Genomic DNA, 22,479 nt, shown 5'->3' on the forward strand with positions numbered 1-22,479 from the left:
ACGAATTGGGCAACCCGGAAATTATGCTGAAATCTAGTGGTCAGACCACATGGGCCTGCATTCAATATAACATACCTGATAAAGTTGTAAAATAGTTATTCTCTCTTATAAACGACATTTCCTTTTCCTAACAATCCATTTAAAAGATCGATTAACTTATCGCTCGGGTTGACCCAATCCCAATAGGATAGCTGTACATAGCGGTTTTCCCGCTCATAAAATAGCATGACCTTCGTTTCGCCAGTATGCTGGATTAATATTTTTTTTATTTTTTGAAGAGTGTCTTTTGTTTGCTTTTCCGCTTCAATCTTCAAGAAAAGCGTTCCGTTTTTTTTCTGTGCCATATTTTTCACTTGGTCCAACGGATAGACGTATTGGATGATGAGCTGCGTTTTTCCGCTCCGCTCCTCCAATGTACCTTGAAGCATGGCCAACTGTCCGTGATTCAAGATGGCAGAGTAGTTTTTATACACATTGGGGAATACGACGGCTTCAATATCGCCTTCTTCATCACTGACAGTCAAGAATGCCATCACATCCCCCTTTTTCGTACGAATGGTCTTAACCGCCGTGATGTACACGCCAAGCAGGATCTTTGCCTCTTTTTTACTTAATGCTTCATCGATGGTCAAGCAACCGAAGTGGCCGAAAATTCCTTTATAGCTCGTCACGGGATGATTGGAAAGGTATAGGCCCAGTACACTCTTTTCAAAGGATAACTTGTCCTCCACCGGAATTGGATCGACATGATTGTATTTAGGCTTTAGCGAGAATTCGCCATCCGAAAACATATCGAATAAATCATCATCCGGATTGACCAATTCGGTATGGCTGATTGCGACATCCAGGCTAGCAAGCAAGGTGGCACGGTCTTCGCCAAATTCATCAAAGGCACCTGAATGCACCAATGCTTCCAATACCTTTCGATTGACGATTTTTCCCGACACCCGCAAACAGAAATCGAATAGGTCCCCGAATTTCTTTTGGCGTCTAGCCGCAAAGATTTCCTTCAGGACCGTCCCACCGATTCCTTTTATGGCACCAAGACTGAATCGAATCCCTTCTTTCTCCGGTAAAAAAGGATAGCCGCTTTCATTAATGGAAGGAGGCAGCACGGAAATGCCTTTCTTCTTGGCTTCACGGACATACTGGGCAATCTTATCATCATTTCCGACGGCAGAGGTCATGAGGGCAGCCATGAAATACTCAGGAAAATGAGTTTTTAAATAGGCAAGCTGATAGGCAATGACACTGTATGCTACAGCATGGCTCCTGTTGAATCCATAATTGGCAAACCGGACAATCAGGGTATAGATATCGTCCGCTGTTTTCTCGGAATACCCTTGCTTCAAGGCACCATTCACGAAATGCTCCCTCTCCTGGTCCAATACTTCCTTTTTCTTCTTCGAGACGGCACGCCTTAATAAATCGGCCTCTCCCAGGGAGAAACCGGCAAGTCGTGATGCAATCTGCATGATCTGTTCCTGATATACGATGACGCCGTATGTAGGATCGAGAATCTCCTTCAAATCCGGATGGTGATATTCTATTGGGACCAGCCCGTGTTTGCGCTCGATGAAAAGTGGAATGTTTTCCATGGGACCTGGACGATATAAGGCATTGACCGCGACGATATCTTCAAACCGGTTTGGCTTCAGGTTCATTAACACCTTCCGTATCCCATCCGATTCGAACTGGAACACGCCCGTCGTTTCACCCCGTCCCAGCATGGACAGGGTCTGCGGATCATCCATGGGTATATGGGACAAATTCAGTTTTTTCCCCATCCCCTTTTGGATGTTTTTCAAAATATTATCCAGGAGCGTTAAATTGCGCAGACCTAGAAAATCCATTTTCAGAAGGCCGAGTTCCTCGAGGAGGTCCATTGGATATTGAGTCAGGTGGATGCCATCATGCCCTTCCTGAATCGGGATATGCTCAGTGAGCGCCTGATCGCTTATGACGACACCAGCCGCATGTGTGGAGGTATGGCGTGGAAGCCCCTCAAGCAGAAGTGCCGTTTCAAAAAGCTTCTGGTTCCGCTCACTTTCCTTTATGAAGTCCTGTAATCGTTTGGATTCTTTTAACGCTTCAGGCAAGGTAATCCCAAGGCGTCCCGGGATCATTTTCGATACCATTTCCTGCTCTTTTGTATTCAAACCGAAGACGCGTCCGGTATCACGCAACGCCGCCTTTGCGGCTAAAGTACCAAATGTGATGATTTGGGCAACATGCAATTCCCCGTATTTCTTCGCGACATAAGCAATCACTTCCTCGCGGCGGTTATCCGGGAAGTCAATATCGATATCGGGCATCGTTACCCGCTCAGGATTTAGAAATCGCTCGAACAGCAGAGAATGTTCGATTGGATCGACATCCGTAATCGACAGAACGTAGGCGACCATCGATCCTGCTGCAGACCCCCGTCCCGGCCCCGTCAAAATCTGGTGGTCCCTTGCAAATTTCATGAAATCCCAAACGATTAAGAAATAATCGCTGAATTTCATTTGCTTAATGACAGCCAATTCAAAGCGCAGACGCTCTTCATATTGGATAGATGGTTCAGGTATTCGTTTCTTCAAGCCCTGGAAGCAGAGGGTTTCGAGCATTTCTTCAGCCGTAACTCCAGTTGCTGTAGGGTATTTGGGTAGCAGGGAACGATGAAAAGGAATAGTAAGATTGCATTGCGCGGCTATATGTAGCGTATTTTGAAGGGCATCCGGCAAGTCACTGAACCGTTCAGCCATTTCAGCACGGCTTTTCATATAAAACTGTGTGGATGGAAGCACCACCCTCGTTTCGTCCGCCAGCTTGTCGCCATTACCGATGGCCAGTAGCGCTTCATGTGCCAGTGCATCACTTTGGTTCAAGTAATAGACCGGGTTCGTCGCTACAAGCTCGATTTTCAGCTCTTTGGCCAATTGACAGATTGCTTGTATTTGCTGCTCCTCCTTGGCAATATCCAGCCGTTGAAGGGATAAATAAAAGTTATCATGTCCGAACACTTTCAAAAATTGCTCGGCAGCTTTCCTCGCCTCCTCGGGCCTTTCTTCTTCCAATAACCTTTCGATTTGCCCTTCCGCACCCGGGGAAAGCGCAATCAATCCCGAAGAATAGGCTTTAAGCCAATTAAATGGAATGCCCGACGGAGATTTCGTTTTGATAGCACTGCTTATTTTCAGCAGGTTTTGGTAGCCTTGAAGATTTCTTGCTAGTAAAAGAAGAGGATGTGCGGCATCTTGTTCATCTAGAACATCCGCGAGAATCCCGATAATCGGTTTTATCCCCTGTTTTTTGCATTCCTTATAAAAATAAACCGATCCATACATAACATTTCGGTCGGTTAATGCTAGACTCGTACAGCCATCCGCTTTCGCTTTAGCCACAAGTTCACGAATTTTCACCGTACTGCTCAGCAGGCTGTATCCGCTCTGAATATGGAGATGTGTATACACGTTTTTTTCTCCCACCTTTGAAAGGGCATGTTTCTTTTTATTATAGTGTTTATTTCAAAAAAAGAAAATATGTTCTCATTGCCAATCAGGTTCGTCCACTTTGATTTTCACAGGCTATCATATTACCTCCGCGCTTCCCATATAAATAGAGTAGAAGAATATCAAGCCAAAAAGGATGATGATACATGAACGAAGCCTTTGTTCCGGCATTTATCAACAGTTTTTTCATCGCGCTCGGCGTTTTGCTTGGCGGGTCGATCATTGGCGGACTGGCGGCTTTTTTCACGGGACAAGCCCCGATGACGACCGTTTTCCGCTTATCGGACAGCCTAAGGATTTGGGCGATCGTCGCTGCCATCGGAGGGACCTTCGATATGGTCTATAATTTTGAACGTGGCATTTTCCACGGACAAACAAAGGATATCGTGAAGCAGGTGCTATTGATCCTCTCCGCCCTCGGGGGTGCACAGACAGGAGCGTTAATCATCAATTGGTTCACACAGGAGCATATTTCACCATGAGGATCCCCCCTTATCATCGGCTTCCCACCTGGCAGCGTTTTTTTGCCGGTGCAGCATTAGGCGGACTGCTCAGCTGGGTGATTTTCTTTTACATGTACGGAGTGCAGCAGGAAACGCAGATCCGGATCATTCATGAGCAAAGAGAAGAGATGAAGGATTTGACCGAAAAAATCGCGATTTGGGAGCAGGATTACAAAAAATTAAATCAGCAAAACGAAGAGATTTTAACGATTCAAGAAGTCGAGGTGAAAATCACCAACGGGCAATTTTACAGCCTCGATAAGCTGAGTATCGCCGATGCCGAGGATGTCATAGAAGATGACCTCTCTTCCCTTCTCGCTAAAGATGTCGTTAGTGTATATAACGGAAAAGTGTTGCTTAAGAAGTCGATTGAAAACAAAATCATCGAGATTAATAAGAAACGGTACGAACTGGAAGTCAATGAAATTATGTTTTATACAAAAATGAATATTGAACTCACAATCAAGAGGGCGAAATGATGCCATTGGAGAGGTGAACGATGAACCCAATCTTAAACCAAATCGGTACGGTCTTTATCCCGGTTCGTAATATTGAAGTGGCCCGCGATTGGTATTCTGACCTGTTGGGCATTCCGGTGACCGGAGATATTTTATTCGGGCACCTGTATGCCTTGCCTATGATCGGAACGGGCATTGTTTTGGACAGTAAGATATTTTCCGAAGATCGCATTTTCAAAGTCCCTCCCTTTCACTTCAACACGACGAACGTCATCGAAGCGTATGAATATATGAAAGGGAAAGTAGAATGTACAACAGGAATCGAACATGACCGATGGTTCAATTTCAAAGATCCCGATGGCAACCAGCTAAAAATTTCCCAACATCGTGAATATCTACATGGCAAAAGACCAAATTCAAGATGATTTGGTCTTTTTGCTTTTCTTATTCTGCTTTGTTTACCTCTTCTAGATCAGCCAAAATATCATCCACTGCATCCCAAGAATAAATAGAGGCCCCTGCTGCAAATGGGTGTCCGCCACCATTGTATTTCCTGGCGATCATGTTGATGATTGGACCTTTAGAACGGAAACGAACCCGGATCTCCTTTTCTTCTTCAATGAAAAAGACCCAAGATTTCACGTTTTTAATCGAACCCAGCGAGGAGACAAGCTGGGAGGCTTCTGAAGGCGTCGCATGAAATTTTTCCAGGATATCCTTCGTGATGAGCATCTTCCCTGTTCCGTTTGGTAGAATCTCGAAGTTTTGCAGCACATAACCATTCAGGCGGGTAATGCTTTCATCGACATCATACATCTCTTGATATAACTGTGGACGGGAGAATGAATAATGAATCAACTCACTTGCATAGGCGAATGTTTTCTCGGTCGTGCTTTGAAAAAGAAAACGTCCCGTATCACCAACGATACCTGCATAAAGTAGACGGGCTGCCTCATCGCTCATCTTCAATCCTTGATTTTTACCAAATAGATAAAATTCATAAATCATTTCACTCGTCGAGCTAGCGGACGTATCGACCCAACGCATGTCTCCATAGGGATCTTCGTTTGGATGGTGATCAATCTTGATCAGCTTTTCCCCTGTCGGATAACGGCTGTCGCAGATTCGGTCAGTATTGGCGGTGTCACAAACGATGACCAAAGCCCCTTGGTACATTTCATCCGAAATCACATCAAGCCTCCTTAAATAATGTAACGAAGGCTCTTCTTTCCCGACCGTGAAAATGCGCTTCTCAGGAAATGACGCCTTCAGAATTTCAGCCAATCCCCCTTGCGAACCATAAGCATCCGGGTCAGGCCGGACATGGCGATGAATGATAATCGTATCATAACGCTTTATATCTGCTAAAATTTCAGCCTTCATATAAATCTCCTTTTTATATATGTTATTGTACAAATTAAGACGATATATTTTATTTAATCAAAAAATTGGCGAAATAGGAAGGCTCATCTTGTTTTAGGTGGCAATCTCCAGAGTTTCCCGCTACAATAATAAGGTACATATGTTAAATTGGGGGAATTATAAACCATGCCTATCCTTGTCACCTTGATCGTTCTGTCACTAGGGATTTATGTATTTTACAAAATTAAAATGGTACGCACGAAAATGCCGATGGAGAAAAAGTGGATTTCAGGAAAATCATCCATTGCCCTCGGTGCCTTTGTAGCCTTATTTGGAGTCAATCAGCTTTTCCTTTTCCAAACGACCGTTACATACATCATTGCTGCCGTATTCATTGTTGTCGGACTATTCAGCGTTTGGGGCGGTTATAAAATGTATAAGTTCTACCTCCCACATGCCATTGAAGAAGCCACAAATCAAAGAGGATAATCGAATTCGATTATCCTCTTTCGCTAGTTAAGAACGATCAAGCAACTGACATGTCAGCATGGCTTTCCCTACAAGCTTGCCTTGGTTAAATACCTCGACATCCACTTTCCCGAACTTACGCCCCACATCCAGGACACGAGGATGAATTTCAAGCGTACTGTCGATCTGAACAGGCTTGATGAAGTAAATCGTCATATTTTCAACGACTAAATCGCCTCGTTTGTAGCCTCTGAGCGCACGATTGGCTGAATCCGTAACCAGTGTCGTGAACACCCCACTTGAAATCGTACCAAGATAATTGGTCATTTGAGGTGTAACACCATAGCTATACACTTCTTGTCCCTTGCCTTGGTTTGACGTCATCACCAGCTGACTCGTGATCGTATCGTCAATCGTTTCACCGACCTGTGGCTGTCTTTGGCTCATCTGTAACGCCTTCAGTACATCCTGCCTGCTCACGATCCCTTTCAGGATGTGACTGTCACTAACGACTGGGATCAACTCGATCCCTTCCCACACCATCATATGGGCAGATGAGGCAACACTCATTTTGTCGCCTACGGTCATCGGATTCTTCGTCATCACCTTATCAATGAGCGTCGTTTCTTCTTGGCCCATGACATCTTTTGAGGTGACCATACCCTGAACCTTCATGTTTTCATCAACGACAGGGAAACGGCTATGACCCGACTCCTGATTCAATTCATGCCAATTTTGAACCCGATCACCCACGGTTAAGAAGGTCGTTTCCTGAACGGGCGTCAAAATATCCTCTACCAATAGGATTTCCTTTTTGATCAATTGGTCATAAATGGCCCGATTGATCATGGTCGCGACAGTAAAGGTATCGTAACTCGTTGAAATGACCGGCATCTCCAATTCATCGGCCAATATCTTAACGGATTCTTCGGCATCGAACCCACCGGTAATCAGCACCGCTGCACCTGCTTTTAATGCGTGCTCATGCGCCTGGGTACGATTCCCTACAATCAACAGGTTTCCTGCACCCGTATATCTCATCATCGCTTCAAGCTTCATCGCACCGATAACGAATTTATTTAACGTTTTATGAAGACCCGTTTTTCCACCTAAGACTTGTCCATCAACTATATTGACTACCTCGGCAAACGTTAGCTTCTCAATATTCTCTTTTTTCTTTTTCTCAATACGGATCGTGCCGACCCGCTCAATGGAACTTACATAGCCTTGATTCTCCGCCTCTTTAATCGCACGGTATGCCGTGCCCTCACTTACATTCAGGACTTTGGCAATCTGGCGGACGGAAATCTTTTCACCAACCGGAAGTCCATCGATATGTTTTAATATTTGTTCATGCTTTGTAGCCAAGCGCTTCACCCTTTTCACGGTATTCCTATATCCCATTATAAGGTCAAAGAGCCTAGATTATCAAACAACTACTGATATTCACGCAACCTTTTCTTTTGATGCTGCCGTTTCACTTTCCGTTTTGCAGGTGAATACAGAATGCCTGTCAAATTCCCCGCCACGGCTAATAGCGCGAACAAAAGCCAAGTTCCCCCAAACAAACTCTCTGGGCCCCCGCTTTCCAACGATAGGCGCGGAACTGCATAATACAGCATCACACCGCATAAAAGCAAACAGAGCAATAACCTTTGCTTCATCCAACCCCCTCCTTCATTCCATCCCTTAATTTTATGCAAGAGGATGAATAAAAAGAATGGAGCCTACAGGGGATTTTTAAGCTTGTCGTCGAGACATACTACATCCATGCTTCTTGATTATTCATTTCCTATATAAAAAGGAGCCTCCGAATCAGGCCCCTGTTGTTGTGTCATTATAAATCGATTGCATCTCCGGGTTCCATAACCAGTCCATTTTTTGCTTCTAGTATATCGATGAATTTGTTAGGATCCTGTTTGATGACCGGGAACGTGTTGTAGTGGATCGGCACGACCTGCTTCGCCTGGAGAAATTTTGCGGCAAGCGCTGCATCTTCCGGCCCCATTGTGAAGTTATCGCCGATAGGCAGAAATGCCAGGTCAATCGGATGTCTTTCCCCAATCAGTTTCATGTCGGAATAAACGGCCGTGTCACCAGCATGATAGATCGTTTTTCCTTCTACAGTCAACAATACGCCGGCAGGCATCCCTAGATAGATGATCTGACCATCTGCCGTATTGAATCCGGTTCCATGAAATGCAGGGGTCAACTTCACTGTGCCAAAATCAAATTCATAAGCACCACCAATGCTCATGCCATGTGTCCTGACGCCTTGGTTTCCTAAATAAACGGCTATTTCAGCAATTCCGATGACAAGGGCATCGTGCTTTTTCGCTAATTCCACCGTGTCACCAATGTGATCATTATGACCATGTGTTAAGATGATTACATCCGGCTTTACGTCCGCCACCTTTAGATCCGTTAGTTCATTTCCAGTGATGAATGGGTCAAAAAGAATCGTCTTGCCATTGGTCTCCACTTTCACGATGGCATGTCCATGAAAAGATACTTTCATTAAATGATGCTCCTTTCCGATACACACTTTTTTGAATTTTTTCAAAAGCTTTACCATTTACTATTTAAATAGTTATTGCTAAGGTAATTATATCCTATCTATGGAGGAATCGTCATGAATAAACATTTGAATGAAATACAAAACTGGTTGCAAACCAATGAGTTGGACGCAGCCATTCTAACTTCTACCGAAAACGTCTTTTATTGCAGTGGATTCTTTAGTGACCCGAATGAAAGACTGCTGGCACTAGCCATTTTCACGAATGCAGAGCCATTTTTGGTTTGTCCGCAAATGGAAGTGCCTGATGCCAAGAATGCTGGATGGCAAGGCGAGATCATTGGCTACACCGATATCGAAGATCCATGGTTGAAAATCCAGAAAGCGGTTAGTCAACGTGGATTATCCTTGAAGAAAATCGCGATTGAAAAACAACATATGAATGTGGAACGCTATGAAAACATACAGCATCATTTTGATGCGCCGGTACTCGTTTCAGCCGAGGAGAAGCTACAAAAGATGCGAATGATCAAATCCGAAGATGAAATGGTCAAGATTCGTGAAGCCTGCCGACTTGCCGACGTGGCTATCGAAGTCGGAGTCAGCGAAATCCGTGAAGGGAAAACCGAAATGGAAATCCTGGCTGCAATTGAATTCGAAATGAAGAAGGTCGGCGTTAGCCACATGTCATTCTCTACAATGGTCCTGACTGGAAAGAATGGAGCTTCGCCTCATGGAACGCCAGGGGCATCGAAAGTTCAGCGTGGTGACCTCGTTCTTTTTGATCTAGGTGTCGTATATGAAGGGTATTGCTCAGACATCACCAGGACCGTCGCGTTCGGGGACATCAATGACAAGCAAGCCGAGATCTATGAAACGGTTCGAAACGCGCAGGAAGCTGCCATTGCAGCAAGCAAACCCGGTGTTGCTTGTTCCGAGATCGACCGGACTGCCAGAAGCATCATCCAGAACAAAGGCTACGGCGACTATTTCCCACACCGTCTTGGGCACGGACTTGGCATTAGCGTCCATGAATATCCATCGTTAAAGGAAACGAATTCACTTAAGTTGCAAAAGGGCATGGTTTATACAATCGAACCAGGTATCTATGTTCCGGAGGTGGCAGGCGTGAGGATAGAGGATGATCTGTATATAACCGAAACAGGTTGTGAAGTCTTGACCAAATATCCGAAAAGCCTCCAAATATTAAGATAGACTTCACCAAAAATTCGTAAATTTGTTACAATTGAATAAGGAAAATTATAGTATAATGGGAGTGAAGTAGAAGGAGGAGATTCATGATGGGTACGATAGATTATAAAAATATCCTTGTAGCGGTGGACGGTTCTGAAGAAGCAGAATGGGCCTTAAAAAAAGCGATATACCTTGCAAAACTAAGTAACGCGACACTAGTTCTGGCTCATATCGTCGACACCAGGAATTTCCCGACTATCGAAGCTTACGATATGACTATCCGCGATCGTTCTGAAACCTTTGCCAATGACTTATTGGAAAAGTATAAAACAGAAGCGGTTGCCTCTGGCATCACTAACGTAATTACGGAAGTGGAGTATGGTTCTCCTAAAGTCAAAATACCAAGAGACTTAGCGAAAAAACATACGATTGATTTAATCGTTTGTGGTGCGACTGGACTTAATGCCGTTGAACGTTTCTTGATTGGAAGCGTATCAGAAGGTATTGTTCGCCACTCAAATTGTGATGTCATCATTGTCCGTACTGATAAAAACTAAAATTTTTTTTAAAAAAGATCGTACACCAAATCGGTGTACGATCTTTTCATTTGTTATTCACTTATGAGTTTCTCCGCTTTTTCAATCGCAAGCTGCACTTGGGCAAACCCAGTACCGCCTGCACTATTACGGCGTTTAACTGCTTCGTATGGATTTAATGCGTCGTAAATATCCTCTTCAAACAACTCGGATGCCTCCTTGAATTGTTCCATGCTAAGGTCAACTAAATAGCAGCCATTTTGTACACAGAATAAAACAAGTTTGCCGACGACTTCATGGGCTTTACGGAAAGGCATGCCTTTCGAAGCCAGATAATCGGCCAATTCGGTTGCATTGGAAAAGTCATTTTTCGTTGCTTTTTCCATCACGTCTTTTTTCACTTTCATCGTTGAAATCATGCCTGCGAAGATTTTAAGTGAACCAACAATCGTTTTAACCGTATCAAAAACGCCTTCTTTATCTTCTTGCATATCTTTGTTATAAGCAAGTGGCAGTCCTTTTAATACAGTCAGTAACCCTGTTAGATTCCCGTAAACCCGTCCTGTTTTACCGCGGATCAGCTCCGCCATATCAGGGTTTTTCTTTTGTGGCATGATGCTGCTTCCCGTTGAGAAAGCATCATCCAGTTCAACGAATTGGAATTCCTGGCTTGACCAAAGAATGATTTCTTCGCTGAAACGAGATAAATGCATCATCATCGTTGCGCTGTTACTCATGAATTCCAGGGCGAAATCACGATCACTCACTGCATCCAGACTATTTTCATATATACCATCAAAGCCAAGTAGCTCTGCACTTAACGCACGGTCAATCGGAAAAGTCGTCCCAGCAAGCGCTCCTGCACCCAATGGAGAAATGTTGATTCTCTTGAAGCTTTCAGTGAAACGTTGTTTATCGCGCTCCAGCATCCAGAAATAAGCCATTAAATGGTGAGCGAATGAAATCGGCTGGGCACGCTGTAAATGCGTATACCCTGGAATGAGTGTTTCCACATTCTTTTTAGCCTGTTCCAAAATTGCTCCTTGGAGTCCATTAATGAGTTCCAGAATCACTTTCGTTTGGTTGCGCATGTAAAGATGAAGGTCTGTTGCTACTTGGTCGTTACGGCTTCTGCCAGTATGCAATTTGCCTCCGACCGGGCCGATCGCTTCAATGAGCATGCTTTCAAGGTTAAGATGGATATCTTCCATCTCCACCTTGAAAGTCAATTCACCTTTTTCCGCTTTTTCCTGTAAACCCTTCAGTCCTACAATGATCTGATCAGCGTCCTCTTCAGGCAGGATCTGGCATGTCTTCAGCATGGTGACATGTGCCAAGCTGCCTTGAATATCTTCAAGGACAAGTTCCTGATCAAAGGATATGGAAGCCCCGAACTCATCTACCCATTCTTCGGCAGATTTCGTGAATCTTCCTCCCCAAAGCTTGCTGCTCACACTGTCACCTTCTTGTTGTTGACCATGCTGTTCACTTTCGTTGGAAGTCCCCATAATTTAATGAAACCAACTGCTGCCTCATGATCGAATTCGTCCGCTTTTGTATAGGTTGCTAGTTTTTCATTGTATAGAGAGTACTCTGATTTTCTTCCTTCGACAATGGCATGGCCTTTGAACAGTTTCACACGGACAGTACCCGTAACGTTCACTTGTGTCTCTTTCAAGAATGCAGCCAACGCTTTTTGAAGTGGTGAGAACCAAAGTCCTTCATAGATCAATTCCGTCATTTTCTTCTCAATCACTGGTTTGAAATGGGCAAGTTCTTTTACCAAAGTAATATCTTCAAGTTCTTTATGTGCAGCGATCAATGTCATGGCACCTGGAGCTTCGTATACTTCACGAGATTTGATACCTACTAATCTATTTTCCACGTGGTCGATACGTCCGACACCGTGTTTACCGGCAATTTGATTCAATTCAACAATCAAATCAGCCAATTTGTAGTTCTTGTCGTTCAGTGTAACCGGTACACCTTGTTCAAATCCGATTTCAATGATATCGGCAGTATCCGGTGTGTTTTCAAGGCTTGTTGTCAGATCATATGCCTCTTCCGGAGGAGCAGCCCATGGATCTTCAAGGATTCCACATTCGTTACTTCTTCCCCATAGGTTTTGGTCGATTGAGTAAGGGCTGGCTAAACCGATTGGAACAGGAATTCCATTCTTGGCAGCATATTCAATTTCCTCTTCACGAGACCATCTCCAGTCACGTACAGGTGCAAGAACTTGTAAATTAGGATTTAAAGCTGAAATGGATACTTCGAAACGCACTTGGTCATTTCCTTTTCCTGTACAACCGTGCGCAACGGCTACTGCATTTTCTTCTTCAGCCACTTCCACTAGCTTCTTCGCGATAAGTGGACGCGATAGAGCTGATACTAAAGGATATTTTCCTTCATATAGTGTATGGGCTTGAAGAGCCGTCAATGCGAATTCATCGGCGAATTCGTCTTTTGCATCAATTACATAAGAACTAACCGCTCCGACAGTGATTGCTTTTTCTTTAATAAAGTCTAAATCTTTTCCTTCACCGACATCCAAACAGCATGCCACTACGTCGTATCCTTGATCTTGTAACCATTTAATTGCAACAGAGGTATCTAATCCTCCAGAATAAGCTAAAACTACTTTTTGATTTCCCATGTTTTATCGTCCCTTTCGTGTGAATAAAAATTCATTCGTTGTTATTTTTATTCAATCTATGTTTAGTACTTTATCATTTTTATACAAGGAATACAAGGGGTATTTTACTGATTTCAGTAAAATTTTTTCGATATTCCAAATAATTTACACAATGGATACATCGGTTAAAATATAGTAATCTAAGAGTATGAAAACTGTGATTACAGGAGGCATTATGAAAGAACTTTTTACGTATGATGAACGGCTTGGAATCTCCATCCCCGACCTCCCCATGGAATGGGATGAATACTCTAAAGGAAAGCAGCACCGCATACTCGCACACTGGGAAACTATCCGGGGTCATATCCCGGACCGTATACAGGAGCTGGAAGCCATTATCAATCGGAAACAGACACAGCTCTCTGATGAAAGTAATTTTGTCTTGTCATGCCAACTCAACACGGAAATCTCCGAACTGGCTTCCGTGATAAATGATCTTTGGCTTTGGTATCGGACCGATCAGGGGATAAGTGAAAAGATGCATAATTAAGCCCATTTCCATGCAAAAAAAGCCCCGGTTTTTAAAACCGGGGCTTTTTTTGTCCGTTTCCTTATGTATCCTTCCGAATTTCGCCGACAACATGGCCCAATTCCGGAAGTATTAGTTTATTCATCGCAAGGCGAACCGCCCCAGATGAACCAGGAGTCGAAAAGATCGCTTTATTAAATGCCACTCCAGCAATCGCCCTTGATAGGATGGCTGCCGATCCGATATCTTCTTGATAGCTCAACATACGGAAAAGCTCACCAAAACCGGGTATCTCTTTAGTCATCAATTCTTTTACCGCTTCAATCGTGACATCCCTGTTTGCGATGCCTGTACCGCCATTGGTTAGGATGGCATCGACTTGATTGCTTTTTCCGCCGGCCGTAATCGCCTCTTGGATTGCACCCCGTTCGTCCTTCACGATTTCATATTCTGTCACTACATGGCCCTGTGATTTTAGGAGGTCCATCATCAAGGATCCGCTTTTATCCGTTTCTTCGTTTCGCGTATCACTGACCGTGATCACCTTGCATCGAATCGGCTCCGTAGTGGCCTTTTTATGTTCCTTGACACTCATTCTTCATCGGCCTTCTTTCCCTGTAAATAACGATACTGATAGAATTTCTGGGCGAATTCACTGACATCTTTCGTCATTTGGTAATTAGCCCCGGCGCCAATGGCCATACTGATAAGCGGAACGCCGCCCAATAGTTTTTTCCTGAAAACCGTGATGGATACAGCTTTTAATAATTGCTTTAATGGCTGTTCCATCCACTTTGGATTCGTCAGCTCCTCTATTCCCATATACCAATATTCATCTTCCGCAGTCTGAATTTCCCGGACCAATTCTTCCCAAGCCACTCCTTGGAGCCGCTTAGGCATCGCCCCTGCATTGAATACCTTTAAGGCCATCATCATTTCAAAGGGTGTATTCCCTTCAAAACCATAAGACATCGCTATCAGCTGTACGGTTCGAACATTAATGACGGTCATGGCCGGGATATCACTTCCCAGTAGGAGCAACCCTCCACGACCGCTTATTCCTCCCTGCACAAAAGAATATAAACGATGCTTCGCAATATGCTGGTTCGCTATGTAGTTCAACTGGTCGATTGTTAAAAGGTGTATATCCTTAATCTCCTCAATCTCATCATTGAATACGCGTGCCGAGGCCAAAATGCGGTCTCTTGCGTCTATTTGAATGGATGAGCTCTGTACCATCGCATGCAAGTGAAATAACCAAGTATCAAGCTTTTCAAAAAAATGTTGTTGAATATCTTCAGGCAACCGTGAAAAACTTTGCTCTAGCCATTTATCATATAATGATGCCAGGTCTGTCGGATTATATTGGTTCAGTTTATCTTGCCATTCACTAATTTCATTCCAAGTTTTCATGTCCCGATTTGTGAATTCCATGCAACAAGCCTCCTTTATAAAGAATTGGTGGATTCTCCCTTTAAGTATACCATACGGCACAGCTTTTCAAGAATATGAAGCAGCATACAACCTAACCGAAAATCAACATCTAAACAGAACTCCGGGCAAATCCGCACGTAAAAAAGCCTCCATTCCCTTGATGGGCATGGAGGCTTTTTTCTTCTAGGAAAGCATATCTTCTAAACTTTCATTCATTGTGATATTCATCGTATCTCTGACAATCATGACTTCTTCATTCGTAGGAATGACCATGATTTTCACCGGGGAAAATGGGGAATTGATGAAGGCTTCCTCACCAGAGGTACGATTCAGGTCTTCATCCCAATAAACTCCCATGAATTCAAGTCCATCCAAGATCCTCCCCCGGATGTCCTGGCTATTTTCACCAATGCCGGCCGTAAAGATGATTCCATCCACGCCGCCCATTTTTGCTGTATAAGAACCTATGTATTTATGAATGCGGCCAGCAAATACTTCTAGCGCAAGCTCAGCCCGCTCATTTCCTTTATCGGCTTCCAATTGGATATCGCGTAAGTCGCTGGAGAAGCCAGACAGTGCAAGGATCCCACTTTTCTTATTCAAGACATCCAGTACTTCATCTGCCGTTGTCCCCGTTTTCTCCATGATGTAAGGAATCAAAGCTGGATCGATATTCCCTGAACGTGTACCCATCGTCACGCCGGCCAATGGAGTGAATCCCATCGACGTGTCAATCGACTTTCCTCCCTCGATGGCCGTGATGCTAGCGCCATTTCCCAAATGACAGGATATCAACCGTAACTGTTCTATCGGTCTTCCTATCATTTCCGCTGCACGTTGGGAAACATATTTATGTGATGTACCATGGAATCCATATTTCCTGATACCGTATTTCTCATAGTACTCAAATGGCAAGCTATACATATACGAACTGGGTTCCATGGTTTGATGGAAGGCCGTATCAAAGACAGCAACCGCCGGCACTTCACCCAATATTTGCTTAAACGCCTTGATGCCCGTTATATTGGCAGGATTATGAAGGGGAGCTAAATCCGAAAGCTTCTCGATTTCTTCTATAACTTCCTCTGTGATTAAGACGGAGTCGCTAAACACTTCACCACCATGCACAACTCGATGGCCCATGCCATCTATTTCTTCGAAAGAGTGTATGATTTGGTGGTGAATCAGTTTTTCTAGTAAAAGCCCGACAGCCACTTCATGATTTGGGATGTGTAACGTTTCAGAAATCTTCTCGCCTTCAACACTCAAGGTGAATGTGGAGTTTTTCAAACCGATCCTTTCCACAAGACCTTTCGTAATAACATGTTCACTAGGCATCTCAAAAAGCTGAAACTTCAAAGAAGAGCTGCCTGCGTTTATAGCCATAATTTTAGACATCCATCCTGCTCCTTTACTCTAAGCTAGTCTACAAACGTGCAGTATATAATGTATATATCTTATCATGGCAAATGGATTCCACCAATAAAAAATTTAATAATTTAAAAAACTCTTTATCTTCTAAAAACAAAAGCCGATGCCTTTTGGCATCAGCTTTTGTTTTTATTTTTCTTCCTTAAACCAATCGTCCATCTGGTTCATGACCGACCTAGTCGCATCGAAGTCAGATAGCTTCGGAAGTTGTACCAACAAGGCTTTCTTAGGAGCCTCGACGCCATCCTTTTTCTTTTGAAGGATTAAAATGCTCTTGGCAGCCGCTTCGTTTTTAAACATGGTAAGCGGAAGCTGCACCATTCCTTGAATGTGAGTATTTTTTTTCAAATAGTCATTGAGTTTAGGTGCTTCTTCCGAGACAAATAAATTATTCGGGACAATGAAGAATAGATATCCTCCATCTTTCACATGTTTGACACTTTGCTCTATGAATAGATGATGTGCATAGGAATGGCCGTTTTCTGCCTTCAGTTCGTATTCCGCTGCACGGACATCATTCGGGTAATACCCAATCGGCAAGTCACTGACTACCACATCCGCTGGGTCAATGAAAAGCGGCTCTAGGCTGTCCTGATTGAAAAATGATAAGGGATGCTCTTGAAGATTAGCCCCGGCATATGCAAGTCTGATCAAGGTTTCGTCGATTTCCACACCAAATGACGCCATGTTTTTATCGGTCAACTGGTTCATGATCGCAAAGAGTAGGTTTCCTGTCCCAACAGCTGGATCGAGCATGACGATCTCTTTTTGATCCTTCGTGAATTTGCCGACTAAGTAACTGACAAAAATCCCGACGGCATCCGGTGTCATGTGATGGTTAGGTTGTACGCTTTGTTGCATGCCTTTAAGGATGGCCAGCTGGTATGCTTTACGGATGGCTTCCTTTTCATACTTTTCCAATGAAAATTCAGCATAATGCTTCATCAAACTTTTCTTTGATTCTTCACTGATTTCTTCCTGCATCACTTTCCCTTGGAAAAAATTCTCTCCGGTCTCGCCCAAGGCATCGAGATACGTGCACGACAGTTCATCTTGCAATATTTTGGTTGTTTCATCAAATTCATAAAATAGTTCTTCAACTGGGGTAGACTTCACTTATTTATTCCTCCTGTTTGCTTCTGTCCTTATTTTAAAGGTAAGGAGTAAGACTTACAAGTCGTAAGCCCCGTTTATCATTCATCAGTTATTTGACAGAATGTTTCCTTATTGGAGCCATTCGGTACATGCTATCCTATCATTGGGTTGAAGCAATGTCCGTCAGTGAACTCACAGGTAGGCGTTTCTTTGGGGAATGAGGAAAAGGTCTGGTTTCGAGGGGTTCTATCTTTATTCATCATAAGGAAATCTTCCTGTTTTTAGGATGTTCGACCCAATAGAAAAACCAGGCACATCAGCGCCTGGTTCAGTGAGCTCATTCCTTACTTTGCTGCTTTAGCTGCCTCAATGGCACCTTCATAGTTTGGATGAGTCGTACCTTCACTTACATATTCAACATAAGTGATTTCATCGTTGCTGTTCACGACGAATACGGAACGTGCCAGTAAACGAAGTTCCTTCATCACAACACCGTAAGCTTCCCCAAAAGAAAGGTCGCGGTGATCGGAAAGGACTTGGACATTGTCGAGTCCGCTTGCAGCACACCAGCGTTTTTGTGCGAATGGAAGGTCATTGCTGATCGTCAATACTTTCACATTATCCAATTTGGCAGCCTCTTCATTGAATTTGCGTGTCTGTGCATCACAAACGCCTGTATCAACGGACGGAACGACACTGATAATGCGGACTGTGCCTTTTGAGTCGTTTAATGTAACCGGTGTTAAATCATTAGCCAATACTGTAAAATCAGGTGCTTTATCCCCAACTTTAAGTTCTGGTCCCACTAAAGTGACCGGGTTGTTTTTAAAAGTAACTGAAGCCATTAAAAATTCCTCCTTTATATGCTTTATGTACAAGCTTTATGATATTTGTTTTATCGTAATTTTGCAATTAATTGGATTTTAGAATTTTACATCAAAAAGAAAAACTCGGCGGACGCCGAGTCGCATTAGAAATCCAAATCCTGTTTAGGTTGTTGATTGTTCATGTTCATTGAATTCCTTTGACCGCTATCTTGCCTTGATTGATTATTATCTTTTTTAGCTAGCATCGATTGGATCTTATCAACGACCTGCGGTGCTAAATCCATCATTTTTTCTAAAAGATGCGTACCTTCATCTAAATGAATCATCTTCACGCCATGTGTACCAACAATAAGGAAAGCTATAGGCGTAATGGATACTCCACCACCACTACCCCCACCAAATGGTTGCTTTGAATCGCCCTGTTGACCTTGATGGTTACCATCGATCACAAATTCACTGCCTCCAGCGGCAAATCCGAAGCCCACTTTGGAAACCGTTAAAATGACACTTCCATCGGGGGTTTCCACCGGGTCTCCGATGATCGTGTTAACATCGACCATCTCTTTCAAGTTCTCCATGGCTTCTTTCATTAAACCTTGTATTGGGTGATCAGACATCTAAATTCCTCCACTCTACATCGATTGATTATTGGAATCTCCAGTTAGCTTCGCTAATTTCTTAGACTTGAATTTCACTTTACCGCCTTTCCAGTAGCGAAGCAGTTTTATCCCAGTCAGTATAGCTTGCCCGACTCTGAATTCTAATATGCAAGCAATGGACGTATTGGCCTGTTTTCGATAAAAATCCGGTGTAATCGTATAGGATGGCATGACCCGAAAATTCAGATAGGTGGTCAATAAACCAATGATCGATCCTTTAAGGGCCCAACAGTTACCTGTTAATATCCCTGTTTGGGCAGCATGTTTCGTCCCTATAACACTATGCCATGCAAACTCTTTCACTTGGACTTTCCCGAGGAAGTGCCGAATGATCCGATGTAAATCAACTATATGGTGGATCAAGGCCCGCATATCGCTTAAACCATCCATGAACTCTTCCGGAGTAAGCTTGGCCGTCGACTTCTTTTCCGTATCATTCATCGTGTCCGTTTCTTTCTCCACGATGAGAGCCGTCGATTCATCGTCTTTCTTTATGACTGGCACCTTCAATGTGTAATGCAATAAGCCATGCCAGGCCGTCATTTTCATATGGATAAGATCATCTTTTTGAATACGCTTATAGGTAAAATGCACCCTGATTTTAGTGAAAATGAGAAGAAGCAACACCGCTATGAGGATGGCCAATATCATTACAATCCATTTCACACATCCACACCCTTTCAGCCATTCATTATCGGCCTCGTCAAAAAAAAATAAACCTATTGGACCTAAAATGCCAGTCCGACAGGTTTATTTATTAAAAAGGGCATCATCTTCTAATTAAAACGACGCTCGTGTCCGCAAAGATATCATGCAAAGCCTGTTTCTTGGGTAATAGGCCTGCCAAAAGGTAGCCGACCCAGGTAACTTTGGAAATATAACGTCCAAACAATTCCCTGAATAATACCGTACCCCAGGTAATCGTCTCTTCCTTCAAGGCCACTACCTTCAAACCAAAAATCATCTTGCCTAATGTCTGATTGAAGAATTTGGTCATCAGGATGAAATAAAGGAAAAAGACAATGGCCGTCAATAAGGCCTCAGCAGAAAACCAAAGGTTATCTGACTCATTATAAAACTTAAAGATGGGGTGAATCAAGATGCGATTCAAACTGCCAATCACAAACAAGTCCGCTAAATAGGCCCAAAATCTCATCCAAAAACCGGCAAAATACACGACTTTCACATCGCCATCATCCTCTAGAGGTTGGACTGGCAAAAGTTCTGGCTGTATGGGTCCCTGCTCCGATGCTAGATTGGATGGTACGATTCTTTCATTGCTATCATTTTGTTCCGTCATTCTTCAGCCCCCCTATTCCGCATACAAATACATCAAGCGTGGGGAATTTGAAGAGGAAAGGATTTTTGTCAACACGGCCGTTTCCACATCATTTCCCAATATTTTTTGCGCTCCCATACTGAACAATGAACCGAATCCGGCTTCACCTGTATAACGAATGACTTGCGCATTTTTTTGATCGATATCGTTTTTCATGGCAGCAATCACATCATCCAAATGGCCGAAGTCATCAATTAAATGAACTTCTTTCGCCTGACGTCCATCATAGATCCGCCCATCCGCAATCTTCCTTACTTCTTTTTCGGACATGCCACGTCCATCGGCAATGATCTTGACGAATTGATCATACGAATTATCGATCATATTTTGGAGGATTTTCCGTTCATCATTGGTCATTTCCCTCGTCGGACTCATAATGTCTTTGTATGTACCGCTTTTGATCGTTTCAAATTCGACACCATATTTCTCGGCTAATTTCTCATAATTGTACCCCTGCATGATGACACCAAGTGAACCTGTCATGGTTTCGGGGCTGGCAAAGATTTTATCGGCTGGTGCAGAAATATAATACCCACCGGATGCCGCCATGGAACCCATGGACACATATACGGGCTTTTTCACCTTTTTAATATCAAGGATTTTGTCGTAGATTTCAGCGCTTTCCACAACCCCGCCGCCTGGTGAATTCACTCGAAGGATAATTCCTTTGATATTGTCATTCTCTTCCGCCATTTGCAGCTTGTCCATGAAATCCCGGTGATTGTAGGTTTCCGAACTTAACAGGGAAGCTTCCCCTGTATCCTGAATCGTTCCTTCTACATCCAATACCGCGATGACATTGGTTGGATCTTCGCCTTCTATGACTTCTTCGTAAAATCCGCTATCGGACGCAAAAAAATCTTCGAAAACACTTTCTGTATCGGTTGCAAATAAAGTGGTGGCTAGACCTACGCCAATAGAAACAAAAAATAAAACGGCTGCGATACCCAGAGCAGCCCAACGCTTCCCATTCATATGTGTTCCCCCTTAAATTTCTATCACTCTTATCTTACGAACTGTAAACAAAAAAGTTTCAATCCATGATAAAATGAGACCATCTTAAAATTGTAGCAAATAATCCTCAAATTGGAAATGGCAAGGCATCTTGTTCTATCAACTTTTTCCTTGATTTTATTGAGTAGGCCCTAACAAGACTATACATATTTAATGGGGGAATCATGATGACCAATCGCCGGAATATTTATTTTTTTCATGTACAGAACGAGCAGATGATAAAGAACGTCAAGAGATTGACGGAGTTGGCGCAACAATATTCATTTGAAGTCGTCAAGGATTATAGAAAGGCCAACATCATCGTTAGCATCGGTGATGACGGCACCTTTCTACAAGCCGTCCGGAAAACCGGGTTTCGGGATGATTGTTTATATGCAGGCGTTTCTACCACAGGCAACTTGAACATGTATTGTGATTTTTACATGGAAGACGTAAACAGAATGATCGTTGCCATGACGAACGAACAAATCGAGGTCCGTAAATATCCTGTTATCGATATCCAGCTCGATGACCAACCCTTTTTCTATGCCTTGAACGAGCTCAGCATCCGCACATCCGTCATCAAAACCTTTATCATGGACATTTTCATTGATCACATCCATTTTGAAACACTGCGCGGAGATGGAATCATCATCGCGACCCCGACGGGCAGCACCGCCTATAATAAGTCCGTGAATGGAGCAGTAGTCGATCCGCTTCTACCATGCTTCCAGGTCAGTGAACTCGCTTCGATCAACAATAATACCTACCGGACCTTAGGCTCGTCCTTCATCCTGAGCGGCGACCGAACGCTGACCGTCCACCTTGGGCAAAACGGGCCAAGCTACCCGATCATTGGCTTGGACAACGAGGCCCTGAGTATTCGCAATATAGAGAAAATCAAGATCCGCTTAAGCAAGAAAGTCATGAAAACGGTCAAATTAAAGGATAATTCCTATTGGGAAAAAGTAAAACGCACCTTTTTATAAAACGCCTAGATTTACAGG

General features: G+C 43.4%; 25 protein-coding genes. 8 read left to right on the top strand and 17 right to left on the bottom strand.

Annotation, left to right across the window (positions count from 1 at the left end):
- Positions 1 to 95: 95 nt before the first annotated feature.
- Positions 96 to 3,455, bottom strand: a complete 3,360-nt coding sequence (dnaE, locus tag ACIQXH_RS03715; RefSeq protein ID WP_402874360.1) for a DNA polymerase III subunit alpha — start codon at positions 3,453 to 3,455, stop codon at positions 96 to 98.
- Positions 3,456 to 3,540: 85 nt separating this feature from the next.
- Positions 3,541 to 3,813 carry a hypothetical protein gene (locus ACIQXH_RS03720; protein ID WP_402874647.1) on the bottom strand — a complete coding sequence of 91 codons (273 nt, stop codon included), beginning with the start codon at positions 3,811 to 3,813 and terminating at the stop codon, positions 3,541 to 3,543.
- On the opposite strand from ACIQXH_RS03720, the gene ACIQXH_RS03725 reads away from it, so the two are divergent.
- From ACIQXH_RS03725 to ACIQXH_RS03735, 3 genes are read left to right on the top strand one after another with little or no spacing between them, the layout of a single operon-like run.
- On the top strand, positions 3,698 to 3,976 hold the full coding sequence (locus tag ACIQXH_RS03725; protein ID WP_402874635.1) for a YtrH family sporulation protein: 279 nt from the start codon (positions 3,698 to 3,700) through the stop codon (positions 3,974 to 3,976). The two genes, ACIQXH_RS03720 and ACIQXH_RS03725, sit on opposite strands and share 116 nt — an antisense overlap.
- The gene (gene ytrI, locus ACIQXH_RS03730) at positions 3,973 to 4,476 is read left to right on the top strand and encodes a sporulation membrane protein YtrI (protein ID WP_402874357.1); all 504 of its coding nucleotides are present in this window, start codon (positions 3,973 to 3,975) and stop codon (positions 4,474 to 4,476) included. The genes ACIQXH_RS03725 and ytrI overlap by 4 nt, the downstream gene beginning before the upstream one ends.
- A 20-nt stretch (positions 4,477 to 4,496) precedes the next feature.
- On the top strand, positions 4,497 to 4,880 hold the full coding sequence (locus ACIQXH_RS03735; RefSeq protein ID WP_402874354.1) for a VOC family protein: 384 nt from the start codon (positions 4,497 to 4,499) through the stop codon (positions 4,878 to 4,880).
- Positions 4,881 to 4,899: 19 nt separating this feature from the next.
- On the opposite strand, the gene ACIQXH_RS03740 is transcribed toward ACIQXH_RS03735, so the two are convergent.
- Positions 4,900 to 5,838, bottom strand: coding sequence for a DHH family phosphoesterase (locus tag ACIQXH_RS03740; protein ID WP_403122157.1), 939 nt, complete (start codon positions 5,836 to 5,838; stop codon positions 4,900 to 4,902).
- Positions 5,839 to 6,003: 165 nt separating this feature from the next.
- Between ACIQXH_RS03740 and ACIQXH_RS03745 the strand changes: the two genes are divergently transcribed.
- On the top strand, positions 6,004 to 6,306 hold the full coding sequence (locus tag ACIQXH_RS03745; RefSeq protein ID WP_402874347.1) for a YtpI family protein: 303 nt from the start codon (positions 6,004 to 6,006) through the stop codon (positions 6,304 to 6,306).
- A gap of 27 nt (positions 6,307 to 6,333) precedes the next feature.
- Here ACIQXH_RS03745 and ACIQXH_RS03750 read toward each other — a convergent pair whose 3' ends face one another.
- The 3 genes from ACIQXH_RS03750 to ACIQXH_RS03760 all read right to left on the bottom strand — a co-directional run bounded on the left by ACIQXH_RS03750 (position 6,334) and on the right by ACIQXH_RS03760 (position 8,803).
- Complete coding sequence (locus ACIQXH_RS03750) at positions 6,334 to 7,653, bottom strand: DRTGG domain-containing protein (protein WP_402874345.1); 1,320 nt, start codon at positions 7,651 to 7,653, stop codon at positions 6,334 to 6,336.
- A 68-nt stretch (positions 7,654 to 7,721) separates the two neighbouring features.
- Positions 7,722 to 7,949 (bottom strand): hypothetical protein, encoded by a 228-nt coding sequence (locus ACIQXH_RS03755; protein ID WP_402874343.1) that lies wholly within the window; start codon positions 7,947 to 7,949, stop codon positions 7,722 to 7,724.
- 173 nt (positions 7,950 to 8,122) lie between these two features.
- Positions 8,123 to 8,803: a metal-dependent hydrolase gene (locus ACIQXH_RS03760; RefSeq protein ID WP_402874340.1), complete on the bottom strand. Its 681-nt coding sequence runs from the start codon at positions 8,801 to 8,803 to the stop codon at positions 8,123 to 8,125.
- A gap of 114 nt (positions 8,804 to 8,917) precedes the next feature.
- Here ACIQXH_RS03760 and ACIQXH_RS03765 point away from each other — a divergent pair, with 114 nt between their 5' ends.
- Positions 8,918 to 10,015 carry a M24 family metallopeptidase gene (locus tag ACIQXH_RS03765; protein WP_402986600.1) on the top strand — a complete coding sequence of 366 codons (1,098 nt, stop codon included), beginning with the start codon at positions 8,918 to 8,920 and terminating at the stop codon, positions 10,013 to 10,015.
- An 83-nt stretch (positions 10,016 to 10,098) separates the two neighbouring features.
- Positions 10,099 to 10,551 carry a universal stress protein gene (locus ACIQXH_RS03770; protein ID WP_402986602.1) on the top strand — a complete coding sequence of 151 codons (453 nt, stop codon included), beginning with the start codon at positions 10,099 to 10,101 and terminating at the stop codon, positions 10,549 to 10,551.
- Between the two features lie 53 nt (positions 10,552 to 10,604).
- Here ACIQXH_RS03770 and argH read toward each other — a convergent pair whose 3' ends face one another.
- The gene (gene argH / locus ACIQXH_RS03775) at positions 10,605 to 11,984 is read right to left on the bottom strand and encodes an argininosuccinate lyase (protein WP_402957731.1); all 1,380 of its coding nucleotides are present in this window, start codon (positions 11,982 to 11,984) and stop codon (positions 10,605 to 10,607) included.
- Positions 11,981 to 13,186: an argininosuccinate synthase gene (locus ACIQXH_RS03780; protein ID WP_402874329.1), complete on the bottom strand. Its 1,206-nt coding sequence runs from the start codon at positions 13,184 to 13,186 to the stop codon at positions 11,981 to 11,983. The genes argH and ACIQXH_RS03780 overlap by 4 nt, the downstream gene beginning before the upstream one ends.
- A 214-nt stretch (positions 13,187 to 13,400) precedes the next feature.
- Here ACIQXH_RS03780 and ACIQXH_RS03785 point away from each other — a divergent pair, with 214 nt between their 5' ends.
- Positions 13,401 to 13,715 carry a hypothetical protein gene (locus tag ACIQXH_RS03785; protein ID WP_402874326.1) on the top strand — a complete coding sequence of 105 codons (315 nt, stop codon included), beginning with the start codon at positions 13,401 to 13,403 and terminating at the stop codon, positions 13,713 to 13,715.
- Between the two features lie 61 nt (positions 13,716 to 13,776).
- On the opposite strand, the gene ACIQXH_RS03790 is transcribed toward ACIQXH_RS03785, so the two are convergent.
- The 9 genes from ACIQXH_RS03790 to sppA form a co-directional block, all read right to left on the bottom strand.
- Complete coding sequence (locus ACIQXH_RS03790) at positions 13,777 to 14,289, bottom strand: MogA/MoaB family molybdenum cofactor biosynthesis protein (protein WP_402874324.1); 513 nt, start codon at positions 14,287 to 14,289, stop codon at positions 13,777 to 13,779.
- A complete protein-coding gene (locus tag ACIQXH_RS03795; RefSeq protein ID WP_403122159.1) occupies positions 14,286 to 15,128 on the bottom strand; it encodes an EcsC family protein in 843 nt (280 codons plus the stop codon). The genes ACIQXH_RS03790 and ACIQXH_RS03795 overlap by 4 nt, the downstream gene beginning before the upstream one ends.
- A gap of 183 nt (positions 15,129 to 15,311) precedes the next feature.
- Positions 15,312 to 16,526 (bottom strand): acetate kinase, encoded by a 1,215-nt coding sequence (locus ACIQXH_RS03800; protein ID WP_402874320.1) that lies wholly within the window; start codon positions 16,524 to 16,526, stop codon positions 15,312 to 15,314.
- Positions 16,527 to 16,688: 162 nt separating this feature from the next.
- Positions 16,689 to 17,675 carry a class I SAM-dependent methyltransferase gene (locus tag ACIQXH_RS03805; RefSeq protein ID WP_402874318.1) on the bottom strand — a complete coding sequence of 329 codons (987 nt, stop codon included), beginning with the start codon at positions 17,673 to 17,675 and terminating at the stop codon, positions 16,689 to 16,691.
- Between the two features lie 323 nt (positions 17,676 to 17,998).
- Positions 17,999 to 18,499: a thiol peroxidase gene (gene tpx / locus ACIQXH_RS03810; protein WP_402957736.1), complete on the bottom strand. Its 501-nt coding sequence runs from the start codon at positions 18,497 to 18,499 to the stop codon at positions 17,999 to 18,001.
- A gap of 125 nt (positions 18,500 to 18,624) precedes the next feature.
- Positions 18,625 to 19,098: a GerW family sporulation protein gene (gene ytfJ / locus ACIQXH_RS03815; RefSeq protein ID WP_402874312.1), complete on the bottom strand. Its 474-nt coding sequence runs from the start codon at positions 19,096 to 19,098 to the stop codon at positions 18,625 to 18,627.
- 15 nt (positions 19,099 to 19,113) lie between these two features.
- Positions 19,114 to 19,806 carry a DUF2953 domain-containing protein gene (locus ACIQXH_RS03820; RefSeq protein WP_403122162.1) on the bottom strand — a complete coding sequence of 231 codons (693 nt, stop codon included), beginning with the start codon at positions 19,804 to 19,806 and terminating at the stop codon, positions 19,114 to 19,116.
- Between the two features lie 103 nt (positions 19,807 to 19,909).
- Entirely contained in the window at positions 19,910 to 20,440 is a 531-nt protein-coding gene (locus ACIQXH_RS03825) for an RDD family protein (RefSeq protein ID WP_403122164.1), read from the bottom strand.
- A 12-nt stretch (positions 20,441 to 20,452) separates the two neighbouring features.
- The gene (sppA, locus tag ACIQXH_RS03830) at positions 20,453 to 21,454 is read right to left on the bottom strand and encodes a signal peptide peptidase SppA (protein ID WP_403122166.1); all 1,002 of its coding nucleotides are present in this window, start codon (positions 21,452 to 21,454) and stop codon (positions 20,453 to 20,455) included.
- Positions 21,455 to 21,657: 203 nt separating this feature from the next.
- Between sppA and ACIQXH_RS03835 the strand changes: the two genes are divergently transcribed.
- Positions 21,658 to 22,461, top strand: a complete 804-nt coding sequence (locus ACIQXH_RS03835) for an NAD kinase (RefSeq protein ID WP_402874957.1) — start codon at positions 21,658 to 21,660, stop codon at positions 22,459 to 22,461.
- Positions 22,462 to 22,479 lie beyond the last annotated feature (18 nt).

This window comes from Peribacillus sp. NPDC097225, from assembly GCF_044761955.1.
Classification (GTDB): Bacteria; Bacillota; Bacilli; order Bacillales; family DSM-1321; genus Peribacillus.

Coding starts and splice junctions, on each gene's coding strand:
- ACIQXH_RS03720 (WP_402874647.1), bottom strand. CDS start 3,813: ATGGCAGCGACGATCGCCCAAATCCTTAGGCTGTCCGATAAGCGGAAA.
- ytrI (WP_402874357.1), top strand. CDS start 3,973: ATGAGGATCCCCCCTTATCATCGGCTTCCCACCTGGCAGCGTTTTTTT.
- ACIQXH_RS03735 (WP_402874354.1), top strand. CDS start 4,497: ATGAACCCAATCTTAAACCAAATCGGTACGGTCTTTATCCCGGTTCGT.
- ACIQXH_RS03740 (WP_403122157.1), bottom strand. CDS start 5,838: ATGAAGGCTGAAATTTTAGCAGATATAAAGCGTTATGATACGATTATC.
- ACIQXH_RS03745 (WP_402874347.1), top strand. CDS start 6,004: ATGCCTATCCTTGTCACCTTGATCGTTCTGTCACTAGGGATTTATGTA.
- ACIQXH_RS03755 (WP_402874343.1), bottom strand. CDS start 7,949: ATGAAGCAAAGGTTATTGCTCTGTTTGCTTTTATGCGGTGTGATGCTG.
- ACIQXH_RS03760 (WP_402874340.1), bottom strand. CDS start 8,803: ATGAAAGTATCTTTTCATGGACATGCCATCGTGAAAGTGGAGACCAAT.
- ACIQXH_RS03765 (WP_402986600.1), top strand. CDS start 8,918: ATGAATAAACATTTGAATGAAATACAAAACTGGTTGCAAACCAATGAG.
- ACIQXH_RS03770 (WP_402986602.1), top strand. CDS start 10,099: ATGATGGGTACGATAGATTATAAAAATATCCTTGTAGCGGTGGACGGT.
- ACIQXH_RS03780 (WP_402874329.1), bottom strand. CDS start 13,186: ATGGGAAATCAAAAAGTAGTTTTAGCTTATTCTGGAGGATTAGATACC.
- ACIQXH_RS03785 (WP_402874326.1), top strand. CDS start 13,401: ATGAAAGAACTTTTTACGTATGATGAACGGCTTGGAATCTCCATCCCC.
- ACIQXH_RS03790 (WP_402874324.1), bottom strand. CDS start 14,289: ATGAGTGTCAAGGAACATAAAAAGGCCACTACGGAGCCGATTCGATGC.
- ACIQXH_RS03795 (WP_403122159.1), bottom strand. CDS start 15,128: ATGGAATTCACAAATCGGGACATGAAAACTTGGAATGAAATTAGTGAA.
- ACIQXH_RS03800 (WP_402874320.1), bottom strand. CDS start 16,526: ATGTCTAAAATTATGGCTATAAACGCAGGCAGCTCTTCTTTGAAGTTT.
- tpx (WP_402957736.1), bottom strand. CDS start 18,499: ATGGCTTCAGTTACTTTTAAAAACAACCCGGTCACTTTAGTGGGACCA.
- ytfJ (WP_402874312.1), bottom strand. CDS start 19,098: ATGTCTGATCACCCAATACAAGGTTTAATGAAAGAAGCCATGGAGAAC.
- ACIQXH_RS03825 (WP_403122164.1), bottom strand. CDS start 20,440: ATGACGGAACAAAATGATAGCAATGAAAGAATCGTACCATCCAATCTA.
- sppA (WP_403122166.1), bottom strand. CDS start 21,454: ATGAATGGGAAGCGTTGGGCTGCTCTGGGTATCGCAGCCGTTTTATTT.
- ACIQXH_RS03835 (WP_402874957.1), top strand. CDS start 21,658: ATGATGACCAATCGCCGGAATATTTATTTTTTTCATGTACAGAACGAG.